At 50.7% G+C, this 20,323-nt stretch carries 23 protein-coding genes; 1 reads left to right on the forward strand and 22 read right to left on the reverse strand.

What is annotated here, in order from left to right; translation table 11 throughout:
* Nucleotides 1–73 precede the first annotated feature (73 nt).
* The 10 genes from ACLIN2_RS23350 to ACLIN2_RS23395 form a co-directional block, all read right to left on the reverse strand.
* Nucleotides 74–694, reverse strand: a complete 621-nt coding sequence (locus tag ACLIN2_RS23350) for a C39 family peptidase (RefSeq protein WP_411502287.1) — start codon at nucleotides 692–694, stop codon at nucleotides 74–76.
* Nucleotides 695–829: 135 nt separating this feature from the next.
* The gene (locus ACLIN2_RS23355; protein WP_400587869.1) at nucleotides 830–1,837 is read right to left on the reverse strand and encodes a histidinol phosphate phosphatase domain-containing protein; all 1,008 of its coding nucleotides are present in this window, start codon (nucleotides 1,835–1,837) and stop codon (nucleotides 830–832) included.
* A gap of 36 nt (nucleotides 1,838–1,873) precedes the next feature.
* Nucleotides 1,874–2,758, reverse strand: a complete 885-nt coding sequence (locus tag ACLIN2_RS23360; protein ID WP_411502288.1) for a LysR family transcriptional regulator — start codon at nucleotides 2,756–2,758, stop codon at nucleotides 1,874–1,876.
* A 102-nt stretch (nucleotides 2,759–2,860) separates the two neighbouring features.
* On the reverse strand, nucleotides 2,861–2,998 hold the full coding sequence (locus ACLIN2_RS23365; protein WP_411502289.1) for a hypothetical protein: 138 nt from the start codon (nucleotides 2,996–2,998) through the stop codon (nucleotides 2,861–2,863).
* Between the two features lie 90 nt (nucleotides 2,999–3,088).
* The gene (locus ACLIN2_RS23370) at nucleotides 3,089–4,273 is read right to left on the reverse strand and encodes a M20 metallopeptidase family protein (RefSeq protein ID WP_411502290.1); all 1,185 of its coding nucleotides are present in this window, start codon (nucleotides 4,271–4,273) and stop codon (nucleotides 3,089–3,091) included.
* A gap of 20 nt (nucleotides 4,274–4,293) precedes the next feature.
* Nucleotides 4,294–5,667 carry a YfcC family protein gene (locus tag ACLIN2_RS23375; protein WP_411502291.1) on the reverse strand — a complete coding sequence of 458 codons (1,374 nt, stop codon included), beginning with the start codon at nucleotides 5,665–5,667 and terminating at the stop codon, nucleotides 4,294–4,296.
* A gap of 185 nt (nucleotides 5,668–5,852) precedes the next feature.
* Nucleotides 5,853–6,545, reverse strand: a complete 693-nt coding sequence (locus ACLIN2_RS23380) for a DUF2306 domain-containing protein (protein WP_411502292.1) — start codon at nucleotides 6,543–6,545, stop codon at nucleotides 5,853–5,855.
* Nucleotides 6,546–6,565: 20 nt separating this feature from the next.
* Nucleotides 6,566–7,156, reverse strand: a complete 591-nt coding sequence (locus ACLIN2_RS23385) for a TetR/AcrR family transcriptional regulator (protein ID WP_411502293.1) — start codon at nucleotides 7,154–7,156, stop codon at nucleotides 6,566–6,568.
* A gap of 152 nt (nucleotides 7,157–7,308) precedes the next feature.
* The gene (locus ACLIN2_RS23390; RefSeq protein WP_411502294.1) at nucleotides 7,309–7,851 is read right to left on the reverse strand and encodes a hypothetical protein; all 543 of its coding nucleotides are present in this window, start codon (nucleotides 7,849–7,851) and stop codon (nucleotides 7,309–7,311) included.
* Nucleotides 7,852–7,986: 135 nt separating this feature from the next.
* Nucleotides 7,987–8,505, reverse strand: coding sequence for a GNAT family N-acetyltransferase (locus tag ACLIN2_RS23395; protein WP_092275773.1), 519 nt, complete (start codon nucleotides 8,503–8,505; stop codon nucleotides 7,987–7,989).
* 189 nt (nucleotides 8,506–8,694) lie between these two features.
* On the opposite strand from ACLIN2_RS23395, the gene ACLIN2_RS23400 reads away from it, so the two are divergent.
* Nucleotides 8,695–9,663 (forward strand): MraY family glycosyltransferase, encoded by a 969-nt coding sequence (locus ACLIN2_RS23400; RefSeq protein ID WP_411502295.1) that lies wholly within the window; start codon nucleotides 8,695–8,697, stop codon nucleotides 9,661–9,663.
* Between the two features lie 90 nt (nucleotides 9,664–9,753).
* On the opposite strand, the gene ACLIN2_RS23405 is transcribed toward ACLIN2_RS23400, so the two are convergent.
* The 12 genes from ACLIN2_RS23405 to ACLIN2_RS23460 form a co-directional block, all read right to left on the reverse strand.
* Nucleotides 9,754–10,470 carry a 3'-5' exonuclease gene (locus ACLIN2_RS23405; RefSeq protein WP_122926662.1) on the reverse strand — a complete coding sequence of 239 codons (717 nt, stop codon included), beginning with the start codon at nucleotides 10,468–10,470 and terminating at the stop codon, nucleotides 9,754–9,756.
* Between the two features lie 162 nt (nucleotides 10,471–10,632).
* The gene (locus ACLIN2_RS23410) at nucleotides 10,633–11,676 is read right to left on the reverse strand and encodes a dipeptidase (RefSeq protein WP_411502296.1); all 1,044 of its coding nucleotides are present in this window, start codon (nucleotides 11,674–11,676) and stop codon (nucleotides 10,633–10,635) included.
* Between the two features lie 5 nt (nucleotides 11,677–11,681).
* A complete protein-coding gene (locus ACLIN2_RS23415; protein WP_092275786.1) occupies nucleotides 11,682–12,335 on the reverse strand; it encodes a helix-turn-helix transcriptional regulator in 654 nt (217 codons plus the stop codon).
* A 170-nt stretch (nucleotides 12,336–12,505) separates the two neighbouring features.
* Nucleotides 12,506–12,691, reverse strand: coding sequence for a hypothetical protein (locus ACLIN2_RS23420; protein WP_092275789.1), 186 nt, complete (start codon nucleotides 12,689–12,691; stop codon nucleotides 12,506–12,508).
* Nucleotides 12,692–12,796: 105 nt separating this feature from the next.
* Nucleotides 12,797–14,221, reverse strand: a complete 1,425-nt coding sequence (locus ACLIN2_RS23425) for a serine hydrolase domain-containing protein (protein ID WP_411502297.1) — start codon at nucleotides 14,219–14,221, stop codon at nucleotides 12,797–12,799.
* Entirely contained in the window at nucleotides 14,221–15,117 is an 897-nt protein-coding gene (locus tag ACLIN2_RS23430) for a serine hydrolase (protein WP_328211992.1), read from the reverse strand. Before ACLIN2_RS23430 ends, ACLIN2_RS23425 begins: the two co-directional genes overlap by 1 nt.
* Before the next feature lie 110 nt (nucleotides 15,118–15,227).
* Complete coding sequence (locus ACLIN2_RS23435; RefSeq protein WP_411502298.1) at nucleotides 15,228–16,853, reverse strand: peptide ABC transporter substrate-binding protein; 1,626 nt, start codon at nucleotides 16,851–16,853, stop codon at nucleotides 15,228–15,230.
* A gap of 237 nt (nucleotides 16,854–17,090) precedes the next feature.
* A complete protein-coding gene (locus ACLIN2_RS23440) occupies nucleotides 17,091–17,372 on the reverse strand; it encodes a DUF2325 domain-containing protein (protein WP_122926655.1) in 282 nt (93 codons plus the stop codon).
* Between the two features lie 41 nt (nucleotides 17,373–17,413).
* Nucleotides 17,414–17,596, reverse strand: coding sequence for a YezD family protein (locus ACLIN2_RS23445; protein WP_122926654.1), 183 nt, complete (start codon nucleotides 17,594–17,596; stop codon nucleotides 17,414–17,416).
* A 218-nt stretch (nucleotides 17,597–17,814) separates the two neighbouring features.
* Nucleotides 17,815–18,591: an IclR family transcriptional regulator gene (locus tag ACLIN2_RS23450; protein WP_092275807.1), complete on the reverse strand. Its 777-nt coding sequence runs from the start codon at nucleotides 18,589–18,591 to the stop codon at nucleotides 17,815–17,817.
* Nucleotides 18,592–18,698: 107 nt separating this feature from the next.
* Complete coding sequence (nadX, locus tag ACLIN2_RS23455) at nucleotides 18,699–19,481, reverse strand: aspartate dehydrogenase (RefSeq protein ID WP_400587844.1); 783 nt, start codon at nucleotides 19,479–19,481, stop codon at nucleotides 18,699–18,701.
* Nucleotides 19,482–20,282 (reverse strand): alpha/beta fold hydrolase, encoded by an 801-nt coding sequence (locus ACLIN2_RS23460; RefSeq protein WP_411502299.1) that lies wholly within the window; start codon nucleotides 20,280–20,282, stop codon nucleotides 19,482–19,484.
* Nucleotides 20,283–20,323 lie beyond the last annotated feature (41 nt).

Below are 20,323 nucleotides of genomic sequence, written 5' to 3' on the forward strand. Positions count from 1 at the left end.
CTTAGCAAAATGATTCAGCGAAGCGCATCTAACGAAAGTTAGTACTTTGCTAGATTCCACGTCTTTCGCAGCTTTACTTGCGATCCGACAATGCGATCAATACCCCACGCTTCGCATAAAAACGAGAAAAGTCGTCCAGGCCCAGATGGACGTTTTCCTGGGTAGCCGCCGTATGCCCGGATGGATTGTGAAAAATGAGCTCCCGCCTCTCGCTGTTTTTGCCGAACACGTACACAAGATGACCTCCAAGTTTTGGCGGCGTTACCTCGGGTGTGCGAATGGCAGGATGAACAGAAGCGATGTACACATAGCCCTGATCGAGCAGATCGTAGATTTCTTCGATCGGCGTTTGTTCCTTTACTTCGGCCAAAAGCCCGAACTGCTCGTTGATATAGGTCACAAACGGCCGATAGATCAATCCTTTGATAGAACCATCCTCTTCGACTACATAGCCACCGTACTCTCTGCACGGACGCATCAGCGCAAGCGTGGGAATGACACGGCCCTGCTCATGTGCGAGCAGCATTTTCAAGCAAGCCATTCCACAAATATGGGAGCTCCAGCGCGCATACTCTTGTGGATCTGCTGCCCCTGACAGCTGCCACAGCGGGTCATCCTCAGCATTCATTTTTCCAGATATCAAATCCAGAACCCGCTCGCGAGACTCGAATTGACTGAAATAAGGCACTTTCATCTCTCATCTCCCCTTTCCCAATCGCTCCAATATTCTCCTAATCTTACGCTATTCTCTCTGCAGCGAGCAACCAGACTTCCTGACGAATGCAAATACATAAAGGCACCCCGACCATAGCAGGAATGCCTTTGCTCATTACTCCATATCCTCCAAAGCAACCAGCTTACGGACTCGTTTTTCAAACGTCGCGATCTGGTTGTAGCCAGCTTTGCGAAGCTGTTGCCGTGCCCCTGCCAGATAGCTCCCAATGTGATCCGGAAAATGAGAGTCGGAGGAAGTCGTGATAGGCACCCCATGCTCATGCAGGATTTGCAAGAAGCTGTAGCTCGGGCACATCTCCTTGACTGGATAGCGATAATAGAGGCCCGTATTGATCTCTGTTGCGACGCCGCTCTCTTGCAGGGCACGTGCGATTCGCTGATAAAGCGGGAAAAGCTGTTCCTCTTTGGGACGATAGCCAAAGGCTTTCAAATTGTCTAAATGGGCGACGATCTCAAACAGTTTGCTTCTGATCGCTTTTTCGATCACGTGAAAGGTCCTCTCGTACAGACCCAGAAGGTCTTGCTGCTCAAAGCGTTCCTGGGTATCCGGATTATCAAATCCCCAGCCATCGGCAAAGTGAATGGAGCCAATGACATAATCCCAAGGATAAGCAGCAACCATGGGCGCAAGTACGTCTTCACCTCCGTCGAAATAGTCAGCCTCCATCCCGAGGCGCAGCTGTATGCCGTCCGCTTCCCACGCAGGCTTTTGTGACTCGATGAACGATACGAACTCATCGATCGAATTCGTGCATACTTGATCCAGCCACGTTCTCTGGAGCTGCCCCAGCTCATCATCGCCGACTAGGATGTGCTGTTCAAAATACGGTTTGAACTCTCGAAAGCGATACAGGTGATCGACAATCCCGACTTGTTTCAAGCCCTGCTGCTTGGCACGCATGCGGTAGAGGTCGAGCCATTGCGAGTGGAACGCTCCCTGCTGGATGCGGCTTGCCATCCACTCTGAAATTTGCTCCATCCATTCACGCGTATGACGTTCGTAATCAGTATGGCGAAAGGCAAGCAGTGCATCTGCCGTCCGATTCCACCAGCGCAGCGAGTACGGCCCTTCCTCTAAATGAACATGATAGTCGACTTTCATTCTGTTTCCCCTCTCTTGGGTTGGGAGCTTCTCTCTTTATTTTACAAGCCCTGATTTTCTCGACTGGGTCCATTCTTTCTGTACCAAGGAAACAAATGCCCGAATCGATGCTTCGTCTGCCCGGTCCTTGAGAAAAATCAGAGACGTGATCATTTTTTTGCGAAAGCGATAGATGACCACAAGCTCTCCTGTCGCAAGTTCATCGCTTACCACATCTTCTCCAACGGCACAAACTCCTCCTTGGCGGATGGCCGTCTGCTTGATCGTCTCTTCACTGCTGCACTCAATGACGGCGGGAGGAGTAAACGTCACTTCCTCCATGATCTTTTCACCGAGCTTCTCCAAGACGCCATTTCGCAAAAAGGGATACCTGGTTAGCACCTCCATGTACGAACGCCCTTGAACCACAGCGGGTGACGCCACCATCACGAAGTCCTCTTCGTTGATCGGCACGACCTCCAGATCCGGATAATCGCAATTTCCTGCGACAATTCCCACGTCGGCCTGATTGGAAAAAACCCGTTTAGCAGTATCTGCACTGTCAGCCGAAATCAGGCTCAGTCGCACATCGGGATAGCTTTTCGTGTAACGCTTTATGATCGTAGGCATGTAGTGGGAGCAGTAAAATTCCGCCCCGGAAACAACGAGCGGTCCGTACGGCTGATCCAGCTTTTTAAAATCATCCTCCAGCTCATGCATGACCCCAAACAGCCGATCTACATGTGTCTTCAGCAGCTTGCCCGCCGCAGTGAGATACGTTTGCCTTCCGACACGCGCAAACAACGTCCGTCCCAATTCTTTTTCCAGTGCCTTGATCTGCAAGGTAATGCCTGGCTGGCTATAGCCGAGCTGTTCGGCAGCCTTTGTCAGATTCAACTGCTCCGCTACGACCTGAAACGTTTTTAAATGGCGCAACTCCATCTCGCTGACTCACTCGCTTCCCTGCTGTAACGCTGCGGCACAGCTCTGTTTCCCTCTGCCAGCATCGCTTGTTTCATTTATCGTACCACATGGCGCCGGGACTTACTGAGAGATTCGATACGGATGATTGGGAATGTCAATTTCTACAGGCAATCCCATCTCCTGCACAGATAGCCACAGCGCATCGGCGTCTGCTGCAGGATGACCCTTCGATACTTCAACGACCTCACTCCTTTCCATAACCCATATTCTTCCTTTCATCATCCTCAATCCTCACAAAAAAGGCAAGCAATCCTTCTCAGATCACTTGCCTTTCCTTGTATTTCTGTATTATTCAAACCGACTTACGAGCTGTAAAAACAAATCGATGGCCGTGCCGATCTCTTCTTCATCGATGTCAAAACACGGATGATGATGCGGGTACTGGCTCTTCTCCCCGCCCATGCCGACCATGAGATAGGTGCTTGGACGCTTTTGTCCGTAGAAGGAGAAGTCCTCTGCCCCCATGACTGGCTCGATTTCAACGGCCACATGCTCGCCGTAGCTTTCACGAATGACGCTTTCTGCAAAGCGGCTCATCTCTTTGTCATTCACGAGGGGAGGCGTGCCGAGAATGTACGAGACTTCCCCTACGGCACCGAAAGTCGTACTCATGCCCTCCGCCAGCCTTTTGACTTCCTCAAAAATAAACTGCCGCGTTTCTTCTGAGAACGTACGGATCGTTCCCGTCATGACCGCCTCGTTTGGGATGATATTGTAGTTGGAGCCTGCCAGTACCTGGCCCACCGAAATCACCGCAGGCTGCACAGGATTCACTTTACGGCTGACGATAGCCTGCAGACCGAGCAGGATGTGTCCGGCTACGTAGGTCGGATCTACGGTTTCATGCGGGGCTGATCCGTGCCCCCCTTTGCCTGTGATTTTGATCCGAAAGTCATCCGAGGATGCCATCATGGCCCCGTAATGATACCCGATCTTGCCTTTCTCCAGCGATTGCATCAGATGCATGCCGAACACGGCGTCTGCCCCATCAATCGCCCCTTGCTGAACGAGGGCTTCCGCTCCACTAGGCGACATCTCCTCCGAGGACTGAAACAGGAAGAGGATGTTGTGGCGGATCATGCTGCGATTTTCCGACAACCATTTTGCCACAGCGAGTAAGATCGCCGTATGTCCATCATGTCCGCAAACATGCGCCACCCCAGCGACTTTGGAAAGGTACGGCTTCTCCCCTTCCTCCACGATCGGCAAGGCATCGATGTCTGCTCGCAGTGCAATCGTCTTCTGTCCTTCGGTTCCCCGCAAAAATCCTACCAGGTTCGGCGCCGGATAATCCAGAATCTCAATTTGGAGCTCTTCCAGGCACCTTCTGATGTACGCGCATGTCTCGTATTCTTGACCGGACAGCTCCGGATTTTCGTGCAAATAACGGCGATGGGCAACCGCCCAATCGGCCAGCTCTTTATCAACGACTGTACGCATTTGCTTCACTCCGTTTTGGGGAAAACGTCTCAACGTTGTTCATCCCTTTTTGTTTAAAATGGGCCATAACCGATGGCGTGTGCAACAATGACTGCGATAATGGCAATCCCATACTGAATCATGATCAGCGGGAATATCCACTTGAGCCAGCGGATATAGGAGATGCCTGCCATGCCTACACCAGCAACCGCGATCCCCGGTATGATGATGTTGGAGATCCCATCCCCGAATTGATACGCAAGCACAGCTGTCTGACGGGTAATGCCCACCAGCTCGGACAGCGGTGTCATGATTGGCATGGTCAGAGCGGCCATACCGCTTCCTGATGGAATGACGAAGCTGAGCAGAGTCTGGAAGCCGAGCATGCCTACTGCTGTGAGAGACGGTGGCAGCTCTTTAATCATGTAAGCCGAATAATAAAGAATCGTATCCATGATATGACCATCGTTTAGCACCACGACAATCGCTCTTGCTACCCCGATAATCATGGCCCCCGCAAGCAACGCAGCTGCCCCCTTCATGAAGGCATCGACCATCTCATTCGCAGACAGGCGGCCGATAATCCCTACAATGGCACCAAGCAGGATGAACAATCCGGCAATCTCCGTAATGTACCAGCCAAACTCGATGACACCGATGGCAATCGTCACCATGTTCAGCAAGAAGCAGGTCAGAATCACTTTGTGGCGCCTTTCAAAAACAACGCCTTTGCTCATCATCTGGTCGATATTGGCTGGATCGTAGGAGCCGTAAATACCAAGGGCAGGATTCTTCTTTACCTTCATCGCGTGCCGGTACACAAACGCGACGGCGGTCAAGTACATGACGATAAAGATGACGATCCGCAGGCCCATCCCCGAAAACGGCGGCAGCTCAGCGATACCTTGGGCAATCCCGATTGTAAACGGATTCATGACTGCCGATGTAAAACCAACTGATGCGCCCAACAGAACGATTGCGGCTCCCGTCATCGCATCGAATCCAAGCGCGACTGCCAAAGGCACGAGAATCGCTATGTACGGCAGCGTCTCCTCGAACATCCCGATCAAAGAGCCGCCAGCTGCGAAAAACAACATCATAATAGGAATTAACCATTTTTCCCGATGACCGAGCGTTCGTGCCAACGTCACAATGAACGCTTCCATCGCTCCCGTTGCACTCAGAATGCCGTAGGAGCCCCCGATGATGAGCACGAAAAACATAATGCTCGCGGAATCAACCATCCCGGTATGAATGCTGTTTAGGAAACCCATAAAGCTGATCGGTGATGCGTCTGTGTATTGGAAGGAGTCCGATTGTACGACGCTTCTCCCATTTACCTCCACCCTCGCATACTCACCAGAAGGTACAATGTAAGTGAAAACCACGCAGATAGCTAAGATAGCCAATAAGAGCACAAACACATTGATTTCCGTAAGTTTCGCCAAAGAATTACGCTTCAGATGACTCGCCCCCTGACACTCTTTATTTCATTCGGTATAAAAGTAATAGTAGCACCGTTTGGAATTCTTCGAAAATTACAAGTTGCTATGGCAGGCATTTCAAACTGAAATGGTTGTCCGTTCTGCACACAAAAAAACCGCCTGGCTGTCCAGACGGCTTCATTCCTTACTTACATTTGCTTGGTTTGGTTAAACTTCCTGCGATAATACGCGGAGAATCCAGCAATCACAGGGACGAGAACGATGGTTGGGATAAACCATACGATCGGATGCACGGCACTTACGCCCAGCAGCCTTGGAGCGCCAAACACAGTAAAAGCGGTGATCGTGGCAATACAGCAGCCCAGCATGCCTCCCAAATGCTCCATCCACCAATGCATCTTTTTCGCAGGAGGCCGCAGCCAATACAAAAGCTGTGATGCTCCGAGCAGGATTCCGATCAGCGGGAACCATGTAAGGAGCGTAGTGCCGATGCTCGCTCCATAGAGGGAGATGCAGATCCCCGAGATGAGCAGGACTGCGGGAAACAGCAGATCCCCCCACTGACGATGCCCGGTCTTGCGGTTCTTGAAGCGCAGCACACGCAGTCCATACCAGGCTGTCGCCGAGCTCAAAATCGCGATAAAAATCAAAAACCAGGCAAACGCTACAGACTCCACCGTTCCATCGGGGTCAAATCCAATTCGCCAAATTCCCATGAACCATGCGGAGATCGCCACGATCGCCATGGAAGCGACGTACACCCAGCCAATTCGGCTGTGCGCTTTTCCTCCCTTTTTCGTTACAATCGGAATCCAGAAGACAGCCAAAGCGGTAAATCCAGCAAGGATGTGCAATACCTTGAAGAGCGTGAAAAAGAACATTGAGCTTTCACCCTTTCTTTTTAACCCTTCGACAACGTGTCATACATGACCTGAAACACATCTTCTCCCGTAAAAGCTTTTATGTTGGGAGAAACTACCGTTTGCACGCGGACACCAAAAGTCAGGACCGAAAACAATGCCGCAGTTTTTTTCGCATCGAGAGTGGCAGGGATCTCTCCTGCTCTTTGACCGACCTCAATCCACTCCTGGGAGTTCTGTATGCTGCGCTCATACAGCGTCTCCAGCATTTCCGCGATTGCTGGGTCCTCCTTTTTGCTGAGCAAGTAAATAAAAATCAGATTGGTTAAGTCCTTCGGGTCGTGAATATGACCCAAGGCACCGGAAATGGCCTTCAAGGCACCCTCCAGGCTCTGGTTCCCTTGATCGACGCTTTGATAAAAGTCTCTGCCAATCTGGTCCAAGCGCTTTCTCAGCACGAACCCGAGCAGCTCATCCTTGCTTTTGACGTAGTGATAAATGGCTCCTTTGGAAACCCCGGAGCGCTTAATGATGTCCTGCAGAGTCGTTTGGTGACAGCCCTTTTCCACGACCAATTCTTCCGTGACCGAGAGCAGCAGCTGGAAAGTCGGATTTTGATGAATCGATTGCATTGCTCCTCCTGTTATGTGCGTCGTAAGCCCTTTCCCTCTCCTACATCTACTATACAAACCGACTGGCGGTTTGTCAAATGGGATGTGGTATCAGGTTCCATAAAAAAAGAACAGCATGTGACTGCTGCTCTTTTGTCGAGCTACTTTTCTCCTTATTTGCTTAAAGTTGCCTGAAGAGGATTCTTTTTTATGATCTCTTCTACCTCTTCGTACCCTTCCGGAAATGCGAAGTTATAGCGAGCAGGCAGTGCAAATACGTATTTGCTGTTGCGACCAAGCTCCGTAGGTCCGATCGGCGCAGCTCCGATGTGGAATTTCCCCTCTAAAAGAGAGCTCCATTGCTCAAGAGTAAAGATCATGATGGGAATATCCTGTCGCTGGTTTTGAGGAGTCCACTGCGGGTGTCTGATCGAAATCAGCGGACCCGTTTCTACGATGGTTTCACCGCTCTCATTGCCAGCAGCCAATCCCTCCCATGTGCCAGTTACAATCGAATACCCCTTCCAGCTCTCTGGCAATGAAAAGCGAAAGCCATACGGATCATTTTCGTACGAAATGGGACCGTGAGTAACAGCCGGCTTACTGTCGGGTTCCGGTTCCCTCACTTGTTCATTTTGGTGTCCGCCATCTGTACACCCGCTTATTGCAAAAGAGAGCAATGTACAGAAAAGAAGCACTGTATACAGCCTTTTCACACAACTGTACCCCCTTTCTCCTCTATCCTATTTTAGCGTCATTCATCCCTCTATTCCACATCGTTGACTTCCTAGCTGTACAAAAAAAGACTGCCGATCCGATCATCAGCAGTCTCCCCTTTCCAGCCGTTTCGCTTACCTGTTCTCCAAAATCTTGTAGTAGAAGACGGAAGCGTCAAATTTTTTGCCAGGCGATTCTGCGTAGAATGGAATGCGGCCTGCTTCTGTATAGCCGATGGATTGGTACAACAGATTAGACGGATCTTTCTCCCGTGTATCTAGGACGAGCAGTGTCCGATTTTCCTCTCGCGCCCTTTTCTCTGCGATCGCCATCAGCGTCCTGCCCATTCCTTTTCGCTGCTGGGTCGGATGAACCATCAGCTTGGCGATTTCGGCCCGGTGCTGGGCGTTTTGCTTGGTCGCGAGATGCAACTGAATGCTGCCGACTACGACTCCATCCAGCCGCGCTACCCATACCACTACGTTATCTGCCAGGACATCAGACCAGTACACACGCGCCACATGCGGATCGAGTGGGGGCAAAAACCCGATTGATGCACCATCCGCCACCACATCAACCAAAAGCTGCGTCAGATCGTTGGCATCCTCGATACTCATTTCCGTAATCTCCTCAAAAACCAGTTCGGCAGACATCGCGACACTCCCCTTAGCTTTTTAGGAAAACAGAAAACTCTTTCTTTTACTATAAGGGAGGAGTACCCGTTTGCATAGGTAAATGTTAGGTTTTCTTACATTAACTTCTCTTCTACCAAGAGTCGACAAATTTTGGAATACTCCCTATAATGAACATGTGGAAAAACAGCTCTCTATCATTCATAGGAGATGGTTACGATTACATACGCTCTATCCTTTCTACTGTCGTTTTGTATCGTGCTCGTGTTGATCCCGCCTTTGGGGAAACTGGCTTTTCGACTGGATTTTGTGGACAAGCCCCGCAAAGACGTTGAACGAAAAATACATCGCGAACCGATTCCGTTGACTGCCAGCTACGCCATTTTCATTGGATTCGCCGCTTCCTTTCTGCTCTTTTCCAAGGAATCGACCGTACAGACCCTGGCTGTTTTGGCAGGCTCTCTTCTGCTCCTGATCATCGGCACTATCGATGACTGGTACAAGACCCAAGGGAAAGACTTTTCGGCTTTGCCAAAAATGATCGTACAAGTATCGGCAGCCGTGCTTGTTTACTTATCTGGCATCACGTTCTCGGGCTTTTACAACCCGTTCAGCGGGGAATATATCCTGCTCCCTGTCTGGATGCAGTTCATCCTCACCATTCTGTGGATTTTTGGTGTTACGACCGTCATCAACTTTTCCGACGGGATGGACGGTCTTGCCGGCGGACTCTCGGCGATCTCGGCGGGAACCCTGTTCGTGGTAGCCTTGGCAAAAGGACAGAGCACCTCGGCTGTGATGGCCATCAGTCTCATCGGGGTGGCACTGGCTTACTTGCGCTACAACAAGCCGCCCGCCAAAATCTTCATGGGCGATGCCGGCGCGACCTTTCTTGGCTTTATACTCGCCGTGATTGCACTCGACGGAGCCTTTAAGCAAGCGACCATTCTTTCGCTGTTCATTCCGATTTTGGCGCTGGGCGTACCGATTTTTGACAATCTCTTCGTGGTGACCAAGCGCTTCTTGCAAGGCAAGCCCATCTATCAGGCTGATGCCAGTCAAGTACACTATCGCTTGCTGCGCACAGGGCTGAATCCCAAGCAGGTTGTTGCCTTCCTCTGCTTGATCAGCGTATGCTTCAGCTTGACCTCTATTATTTTGCTGCTGCTTGGGGTTTGACGAGGCTTTGTGAATCTTACCCAAACATAAAAATGCCGCTGGCTTCCTCGCCCTCGGCATTTTTTGTTTTTCCGCTCTATCAGATTCTCTTTATGTTTGCGGCACCACAGTGGAAGCAGCTTGCTCCTGCTGTTTTTTGTGCTGCAAGCACGCTATGCAGCGTTTGCTCTTTCGCCCGAAATCGGTATAGTACTTGCTCTTTTTGCACGAGCGGCAGGTAATGTACAGGGAGCTGGACAGATTGTAGTTTTCCTCAGGCGTGTTTCTCGCCAGGTGGACCTGCTTGTTGAACTTGATCAGCAGATGCGCCGTATGAATCGCATCGACGAGGGCAGAGTGCAGCCGGCCTTCCTGAACGATGCCTGCTGTATCGATCGCTTCCTTCAAGCTCATTTGTTTGCGATCAGCCAGCATCATGCTGATAGGAGGCTGGATATCATTGTAGTTGCGCATCCAGTCAAAGGGAAGACCAAAGCGAGCGCAATGCTCGATCATCAGCCTTTTGTCATCCATTCCCCACGTGCACAAATAAAAGTCCTGGTCCTCCCCGATCCACTCCATGAAGGAAGCAAACGCCTTGCGGAAGGGGATAAACGTCGGCATGTTCTCTTTATCCAGCCCGATGAACTTGCGAGTACGGTCAGAAATTCTCCGCTCGATCGCAGGAAAGGTGTACCGCTGAAACGTATCTACTTCCACGCCATTTTTGCCGGGCACGACCTTCGCGGCTCCGATCTCGATGATCTCCGGTATTTTATCTCTTTGATGAGTAAGAGTCGTTTCCAAGTCAAACACAATGATTTGCATGATTGTTTCACATCCTGAATAATTTCCTGCTATTTCTATGATGCTCCTATCCTATCATCTTTGACAGAAATCTCCTACTTGTACGGGTAGAAAAAGTTTTTTTCGTGTCACGCATATGAAAAACGCGGGAAACATCACCCGCGTCCTTTGAGAGATCTGCTTCTATTTCCACACTTCCTGATAGACTCTGAGGTAATTCCCGCCGAGAATTCCTTCGATTTCTTCATCCTTGTAGCCGCGCTTCATCAGCTCGCGCGTGATATCCGGAAGCGAGACATGTCCCTTTACCACGTCAAAAGGCATTTCTTTTGTCTTCGCTATTCTATCCAGCGGCAAATACTTGGTCAGATCATCGCACAGATCCAGCCCCAGGCCGATATACTGTGCTCCGACCAGCTTTCTCATATGGTCGACGTGATCGACCAAACGCTCGATGGTCGCTTCCGCACTCGTGCTCGCTGTAAACATACTGAAAGCGTTCAACCCGATCAGTCCGTCTTTCAACGCAATTGCTTTGATTTGATCATCCGTCAGATTGCGCATCGTTGGCACCAGGGCGCGGCTGTTGGAATGGGACGCGATCACAGGCTTTTCCGATATTTCCATGACATCCCAGAACCCTTCGTCGTTCAAATGGCTCACGTCAATCACGATCCCCAGCTTCTCTGCTTCTTCAATCAGGCGCACCCCGAAATCTGTGATGCCCCCCTTTTTCCCTTCTCTCACCGGGGCGAAAAAGCTGCCATCTCCCGCAAAGTTGCGGCGGCTCCAGACAAGTCCCATCATGCGCACACCAAGCTCATAGTAAATGCGCAGAAGACTCAGGTCGTTGTGCAGCGGCTCTGCTCCTTCCAGAGAAAGGATAAAGGATACCTTTTGCTCTGCTCTTGCCCTGTGGATGTCCTCCAAACCTTTGGCAATGACGATATGTTCAGGCGATTCGGCTGCTTCTGCGTGCAAGGCGCTGATCTGATTGAGTGCCTTGCGCATGCTCATTTCGGGTACGAAGGCATCCTCGACAAACACGGCTGCGACGATCGAGTGCACGCCTCCCTGCTGAAACCGCGGCAGATACTCCGTCTCGATCATTTTCGTCTTGCCATAGCCACGCTGAATTTCCACGTCCATCAACAGATCAAAATGCCCATCCAATACGTGAAAACGGTCGTGAAGCTCTCGTGCCTGCTCTTTCGTCACTTCTGCCATAAAGCTCATCTCCCATCTTTTTTGTCCAGGTAGTTGTAGATCGTGAACTTGGATACGTCCAGCAAATCAGCAACATGCTGCACGGCCCCCTTGATTAAAAAAAGACCTACCTCATCCAGCAGGTGGATAAACTGAATCTTGTCCTCTTTTTGCATCAGCGCAATCGGCTTTCCTGTACGCTTCAGGCAATCCTCAATCATTTGCTCCATGAGGATGGCGACCGTTGGTGCAAAATTCTCTTCGTTGCTCTGCGTTCCACGCTTGTCCTCGATGACCATCATTGATTCCAAGACCGCCTGCGCCATCATGAGGTGTGTCATATCGATGTTGATACACAGGCTGCCGATGATCGTACCGTCCTCATCCTTGATGTAAATCGAGCTGGATTTGATCTGTCTGCCTTTGATCGTGTCATTCCGGTAATTGAGATCAAACGATTCTTCCGATGTCTTCGCATTGCGCAAAGATTGCAGCGCTAGATTGGTGACAGGTGAACCAATCTGCCTGCCGCTGACGTGGCCGTTGTGTATCGCAATAATGGACGAAGAAATATCATTTGTCAGATCGTGCAGAACCACTTCGCAATGCTCTCCGAACGTTCTCGCCAATCCTTCTACCACGGGGATATAGCTTGCTAGAATAGGATGTGTTTTTCTCATGACTTCCTCGCTTTTTCTAGTATGCTCCTTGTCAGCAGATTTTCTTTAACCATACTATTCCGAACATTTCAGTTCAACAATTTTTTGTACACTTTAAAAAATATTTAAAAACGTACTACCGCTTTTGAAGAAAGTGAATATCTACCCGAGTCCCCACTCCTGCTTTGGACTCAACAAAGATGCTCCCTCGTCAAAAGCCCTTGAATGCCCATTCGCTGTTGATACTCGTACTGCCGATAGTAACGCGAGATCGGTTCTCCAAAGGAGAGCATGATTTCCATATGCTTGTCTACGATCGCGTCCAGTGCTGCCATCAGGTTCTTCAAACACTTTGGTGTCGCAGTTGCCGGCTTCATCTGGCACTCTTCACTTCTTCTAAAATTTGGTAAACGCAAACAAAAGAACAATTCGCTAGAAATGCGAATTGTCCCTTCTTCTATGGAGCCTATTCGGTTGAATGGTTACGGTTGTTGTACAGTCTGTTTCTTTTGCAGCTGGCGCAGTGCATAGCTCATACGGCGAACCTCGCCCAACTCAGAACGGAAAAAGTCGATCCAGACCACAGAGCTTCCTCTCTTGAACACGAAGCTGTCCGTTTCTACCGGAATCAGAGGATAAGAAACGTCGTCCACTTCGATAAACAGCTGCCCCTCCTTTTGGTCAATGGTTGCATTCAGCCATTCGTCAGACTCGTAGCGGCCTATGTACGCCCTTTGTGCTTCCTCGGTCAATTGCATCGGCACGACCGGATATAGCTCTGCCGCTGCCGGTCGGGAAGCGAGCGAATTCAGGAGTCCCATCACGAGCTCTCTCACCGACACGCCGTCCAGATTGATCAAAACAACGCCCCTCAGCCCTTTTTCAGGCAAAGCAAAAATGTGGGAGCTAATCCCCTTCAATGAGCCGCCATGCTCAATCAGGAGACCATCTGGAAAAGCAGGAGAGACCATCAGACCATACCCGTACGAACGATAGCCGTCGACACGAGCATAGGCGCCTTTCATCTGCTGCACACTTTCCGGTGACAAGACACTCGAGCCTGCCCCCTCACCCTGGGAGCAAAAGACGTTCAAGTACGTCAACAGGTCGCGCACCGTCGACTTGAGAAACCCAGCCGCACGCATGGCAGGAGCGTCATGCCACAAAGGGGCTGCGATTACCTGACTGACACCCTCGATCTTTTTATTGGTGTACAGGATCGTTACATCCTCCTGATCATCTAAGTCCTGCACAGCAAACACAGTCCGAGTCATTCCCAGCGGCCGCAAAATATGGTCCGTGACATACTGCTCGTAAGGCTTGCCGCTTACACGCTCGATGATTGTTCCCAAGAGTCCGTAGGCATCGTTGTTGTAGCTGAACACCTCTCCGGGGTCTCCCAGCGGTTTTCCTTCATAGCCGGAGATCGCTTGCAGCACCTCTTCATACGTATCGAGATAAGGCAGCTTCTGCAGCTCCAGCTCAGACTCCGTACCGTGAATAGCGGGGTCTGCTTCCATACTGCGCCTCATCGCGCCATCCAGAAATGGCAGTGGCGGCATGCCTGGCGTATGTGTCATGAAGTGATGAATCGTCATCTTGTTTCTCCACGCCTCTTCGCCCATCGTCAGCTCCGGCAAATACTTTACGACCGGATCGTGAACGGATAGCTTGCCTGCCTCTTGCAGCTGCATGATCGCCACGCACGTGAAGGATTTCGTCACAGACGCGATCCCGAAAACGGTGTCCATCGACAGCGGCAGCGCCTTTTCCTCATCCCGAAAGCCAAAGGTACGCTCATACACCCATTCCCCATCCTGCATCATGCCGATGGCCGCTCCGGGAGCCTTCGCATCCTTTAGCAATTTCTCCGCAAATTCCTCAAAAGCAGGTATCCATTGACTCATTATTCTTTGCTCCCTACGGTCACGTCATAAACTGCTTTTGCCACTTTGGCTATCGTCAGCTCTGCTGCCTGCTTGTCTTTGATCCCGCGCGACAAAACCGTGACGGCGATCGCCCCTTTGTTATCAGGCAAATAAATGATGCCGGCGTCGTTGACGACTTCATTTACCGTACCTGTCTTGTGAGCTACCTTGGTCCCTGGCGGCAGCAAATACGGCAAACGACTGTTGTAATGCTGACGGCGCAGGATATCCAGCATCAAATCGCAGGAAGCGGGCGTCAAAATCTCCTTCTTCCCGATCATCACCAAAAGACGGTTTAATTCTGCTGGAGTCGCTACGTTATTTTCCAGAGTGCCTTGGGAAACATCCAGCAAAATTTCATAATCGTCTGTCTCCTCGCGCCGTTCAAATTCGGCGAAGCCTTCTGGAGAAGCCGCAGGTTCCTCCATACCGACGCAATGGTTGAGCAGCTGCCAGCAGTTATGACGCAGATGGATTTGCGAGAAACCCAGCTCGCGCATATGCGCATTGACATTGTCCAGCCCAACCAGTTGGAGAATGAGGTCCGTCGCGAAATTATCGCTGACGATTGTCATGAGCGTCGCCAGGTCTTTTACCGTCAAGGCAGCTCCCGCATCCAGCTCCTGCAGGATGCCTGAGCCAGGTACACGCTCCTCCCATTTCAATGTCACGCGCTGGTCGAGTGTGATCTTTCCCGCATCTACATCACGCATGAGCGTGACGAGAATCGGAATTTTGAAGGCGCTTGCCAGCTGAAAAAGCTCATTCTCGAGATTTCCCGCTGACTCCCCTGTTTCCAGATGTGTGGCTGCCACGCCAAACACGCCTGGAGCGTCGATCAATGTTTCCTGGATGACTTGCTGCCATGTCCCCATAACAATCCCTCCAACTTAGGTGGTGAAGAACTCTGGACCTTGCTTATGTGTTTCGTAGCTGCTATGAAAAGGCCAACACTCCGCAAAGTGTCGGCCAATCCTCACGTGCCTTACGGTTCCTTGTAGCCCCATTTGAAGTCGATGTAGCCCAATGGATCGACGGTAATTCCTTTTACTTTTTCGCTTTGCACCCACGAGTTTACGCTGCTGTAAATACCCGTGACAGGCATTTCATCCATCAAAATCCCCTCTGCTTCTACCAGGTACTCGTTTCGTTTGCTCTCATCCGGCTCTGCGTAGGCTTTTTGCACCAGCTCGACGTACTTCTCGCTATGCCAGAGAGTCGAGTTGTTGGAGCTGTTCTTTTCCATCAACAGCTCGAGGAAGTTGACCGAGTCGTTGTAGTCACCGGTCCAGCCTGAGCGGGAAATCATGTAGTTTCCTTGCTCCTGGTCGTCAAACATGACCTTGAGCTCTTTGTTGACCAGCTTCACGTCGACGCCCAGCACCTGCTTCCACTGCGCTTGCAGGGCTTCTGCGATCTTTTTGTTCAAATCAGAGGTGTTGTACAGATACGTGATTTCAGGCAGCTTGGCAAGACCCAGCTCCTTTATTCCATCTGCCAGTAACTGTTTCGCTGTCTGTGTGTCATTATCCTTGAAGTAGCCTTCTTTTTTCAGGGAAGCGGACAGCGGAACGAAGCCCATCAGCGGCGTTTGTCCTGCCTGACCGATGTTGTCGGCGATGTCTTTGCGATTGATTGCATAGGAGAAGGCTTTGCGGATCTTTTCGTTCGTAAACGGAGCCTTCTCCGTCTGGAACAACAGGTAGTAGTTCGTCGCGCGTTCCATCGTTTGCAGCTTGCCTTCCTCATGCAATGGACCGATCGCATCGGCCGGCAATGCGCTGATCGGAGCACCTGCCCAATCCAAATCGTCGTTGTTGAACATCTCCAGCTCCGTATTGGTATCCTCGATCATAGAGAAGTCGATCTTGTCCAGCTTGACGACGTCTTTCTCCCAGTACTGATCGTTTTTGACCAGCTCGATCTTGTTCTTATGCTCCCAGACTGACAGCTTGAAAGGCCCGTTGGTCACGATCGACTCTGGCTTTTTCGCCCAGTCGGCGTTTCCTTCGACCACTTTTTGATTGACCGGATAGTAGAAGGTCGCCAGCGTCAGGAAGTACGGAGTCGGGTTTTCCAGCGTGACCTCAAGTGTCTTGTCATCGATGACCTTGATGCCGACGTCCTCTGCCTTGGCGTTCCCTTGGAAAAAGGCACGGGCATTTTTGATCGGGTAGTATTTATAAGCAGAACCGCTCGCCGTTTTCGGATCGAGTACGCGCATCCAGGCGTAGGCAAAGTCTTTTGCCGTTACCGGATCGCCGTTGCTCCATTTCGAGTCGCGCAGCGTAAAGGTGTACACTTTTTTGTCGTCCGAAACCTTGATGTCAGACGCAACCGAGTTTACCGGCTTGCCATCCTTGTCCAGACGCACCAAGGAATCGTACAGGGAGCGGATAAAGGCCCCAGAGATCACATCGTTGGACATGCCGGAATCCAGTGTTTCCGGTTCCGCTGCATTCATCCGCAGGATTTGCGGCTCGGCATTGGCTTGTTCAGTCTGAGAAGCGGATGGGGATGATTGGGGCTGGCTCGTGTTGTTGTTGCTACAGCCTGCAAACAGTCCAGTTAGCAGAACGAGCACACTCATGATGGCGAAAGATCGTTTCATGTTTTCCCTCCTAAGTGTCTTCAATCGTTGATATATAAATATTCTGCAAATTCCGTGCCACTTCATTATTGCCGATAACACTCCCCTGTCCTATTCAGCGCTGAATAGTTTTGCAAGTGCTTGTCTCTGCTTCGACTCTTTTCGTGTTCAATCGACAGCAAAGAGAGGTATTCGCGAGTGAATATGACTATTCACCAACGAATACCCCTCTTTTAATTATTTGTCCATTATAAATTACTAGCTGATAATTGGTTCATACTGCTCTACGACCTCACAGGAGCGCCGGCAGAAGACGATCGGTACCTGTCTTTGCTTGGCAAGCTTCTTGATATTTTTACAGAGATTGTGATTGACGAAGTTGATAAATACCAGAATCAGCTCAGTGTCAGAAGGAATCATGGCTTTGACATCCGATTTCTTTCTGCCCGAAACGTGATAGACCCTGCGAAACCCTTTCTCCTGAAGCCGGCTTTCAATTTCCCCCACTCGATCTCCACCAATAACCAGAACACCTGCCATACTAGATCCTCCCCTCTACTTATGAGATTCCAAAATCCGATTTATTTGCTAGCGCGCATACCCTCCGCCTTCTCAGCTGGAACGCGGTACTTCTCGGTTCTCTCAATCTGAACCACCTGTGAGTCGTGGACCACGATGTGAATGGAGCCGTACTCCAAGCCTTCCAACGCCTTCAAGATCCGCTCCCTCAGTTGATCGTCCAACGCTTCCCGTTTCTTTGCCATTCGGTCCCCTCCTCACGATTCCATCCCTGATTCAATTTATATTATTCCTACCGTTTTACTATGCTTTATATTTACAATCATACTCCCAGCCCCTTATTTTGTCAACGCACACAGCAAAAAACTGCACCTCCTCTTCTTGTTAGACGTGTCTAACATTTCGGGTGCAGTTCCATCGGTAGCGGCAGCTTCCTATTTGCAATCAACGATCGATGATAGTCTTACTTGGAGTATCCGGACAATGCGATAGCGGCCTCGCGAACGGCTGGTATAATCTGCGAATCAATCATGTCCTCGTTGATCATGCTCGTCGGCGAAGCGATATTGACCGCAGCCATGATCACCCCATCCCGGTCAAAAATCGGAAACGCCACGGAATAAATCCCGATCTCAAACTCCTCGTTGCTGACGGCATATCCAATCCTGCGGATCTCATCCAGCTGCTTGCTCAAATCCTTCATCATCGTCTTCGTCTGATTCGTAAAGGATTGCAGCTCGATCTTCTCCAGCATGGCCGCGCGTTTGTCCTCAGGCAAAAAGGCCAGTAATACCTTCCCCATTGAAGTGGCGTGTGCAGGCAGTCGCGAGCCGATCATGACATTCAAGGTAGAAAAACTGGTGGATGTAGCCGCTCGTGCAATATACACGACTTCCACCCCATCCAAAATGCCGATATGCGCTGATGCTCCAGTCTGATCCCGCAGCTTCTCCAAGTATGGCCGTGCCAATTCGGGAAGATGCATGGTGTTCAAGAAAGCAAAACCCAACTCCATGACTTTTGGAGTCAGCTGATAGCGCTTGGTCGTCTCATCCTGGAAGAGATACCCCAGATGCTGAAGCGTGTAGAGAAAACGGAAGGGAACCGTCCGGCTCACCCCCATTTTGGAGGCGATCTCTGCCAAGCTCAGCGTGGAATGAGAAGCATCGAACATTTTTAAAATTTCCAAACCCCGGATCAGGGAATTGGACAGATACCGATCTTTTTCCGTTTTCGGCATGAGCGCTTGTTACTCCTTTCACTAAGGGACATGCAATTGGTACCTTTTCACCTATTGTAGTCGTCACAGGGTGGCGTAACAAGTGCGAACCGTGGAAAATCCACTGCTTAGCCTATGGTAATGCGCTCTGTTTGCTTTTTCAGCGTCGAGAGAACACTCAATGCAGCCAAGTAACTCGTCTTTGGATTGTCCGGCATCGGGTCATTCTCCAGACGAATATTCATTTTCCCAAAAGATCCAACTGCCTCGATGCAATGAGTGTTTTTCGTTGCCTCTGGGTCTGCGACAATCTTCACGCTCGTTTGATCACAGCCGAGTCCAGCCAGTGACAGCACGATCGCCACGTTGATATTTTTCGGGAATTTGCTGATGGCTTCTGTAGCTGTACCGGAAAATACGACTTCCTCTCCCTCTACCTGACGCCCCAAAAGGGAGGCTGCTGGCTTGCGTGTCGTCAAAGATACTTCGTCCAGCTGCCCCAGAGCCATTGCCGAGTGGATCACATCCAGCCCGCCGATGGCACCTGAGGGCAGATAAATTTTAGTTCCCAGCTGGCGACAGAGCTCGTTCAAACGACCGTACAGCTCAGGATCTACCAGTGCCCCTACGCTGATAACCACCAATTCCTTGCGCTTGGAGATGACCAGCTCCGCATAATCGCGGACAGCCTCTACCGTCGCTGCTTCGACGACGATATCGATTCCGGAAGACAAAAATGCCTCCATATCCGTAAAGGCCCGCGTTCCGTACGTGCGCTCCCACTCGTCTGCCACCTCAGGCTTGCGCAGATAAACGGACTCGACCAGGCTGCCCGGCAGCTTCTGATCCACGTTGATGCTTTTGATCAGAAATGTCGCTACCGTACCCCCACCAATGATCCCAATCTTCATTTACGCTTCCCCCTTGTTGTATGTCTGCAGGAAGGAAAGCACGAGACGGTTGAATTCCTCCGGTTGCTCAAAATAGCACAAATGCCCAGCCTGTGGGATGAGCTTCAGAGTAGAGCCGGCAATTTTCTCCTCGACAATGCGCGATTCTGCTACAGGCGTGACTTTATCGTCTTCTCCGCAAATGAGCATCGTCGGCATTTTAATAGAAGAAAGCAGCTCTGTCTGGTCCGCATTATAAAGCGAATAAGCGACGGAACGGTATCCCGGCGGCCTCACCATCGACATGATGCGCTTCGCCTCCGCAATCATCTCCGGCTTGGCGTATGGAGAAAACATATCTGGCGTCCTCAGCTCAGCCAGCTTTTCGGGTGACGTTTCCACGTTGTGAATGCGGTTTTGCAGCTTGCGTTCGTTCGTCTCCGGATTTGTCCGTCCACCGCGTGTGCTAGCCGCCAAAATCAGCGCTTCCACGGAATCCGGATACTTCGCACTGAACTCCATCGCGGTCGTACTGCCCATCGAATGCCCGAGCAGGAAAATCTTTTTAAAGCCCAGAGAGTCAATAAAGCCTTTCAAAATATCCGCCAGCTCGCCAAATGTGCGGAACTCCGGATCTGGATCGGAGCTGTCTCCGTAGCCGGGCGTGTCCCATGCAATGACTTGGAAATGCTCCTGCAAGCCTTCGAGCTGTCTTGACCACGATTGAGAATTATTGCCCAAGCCGTGCAGTAAAATGAGCGGTGCCCCTTCTCCTGCCGTCCGGTAGTGAATGGAGAGGTTTCCTACTTGTGTGTATGGCATCATCGATCACCTCGAACAATCATTTTCGTCCAGAAATGAAA

The sequence above is a fragment of the Brevibacillus centrosporus genome (assembly GCF_046622605.1).
Taxonomy (GTDB): Bacteria; Bacillota; Bacilli; order Brevibacillales; family Brevibacillaceae; genus Brevibacillus; species Brevibacillus centrosporus.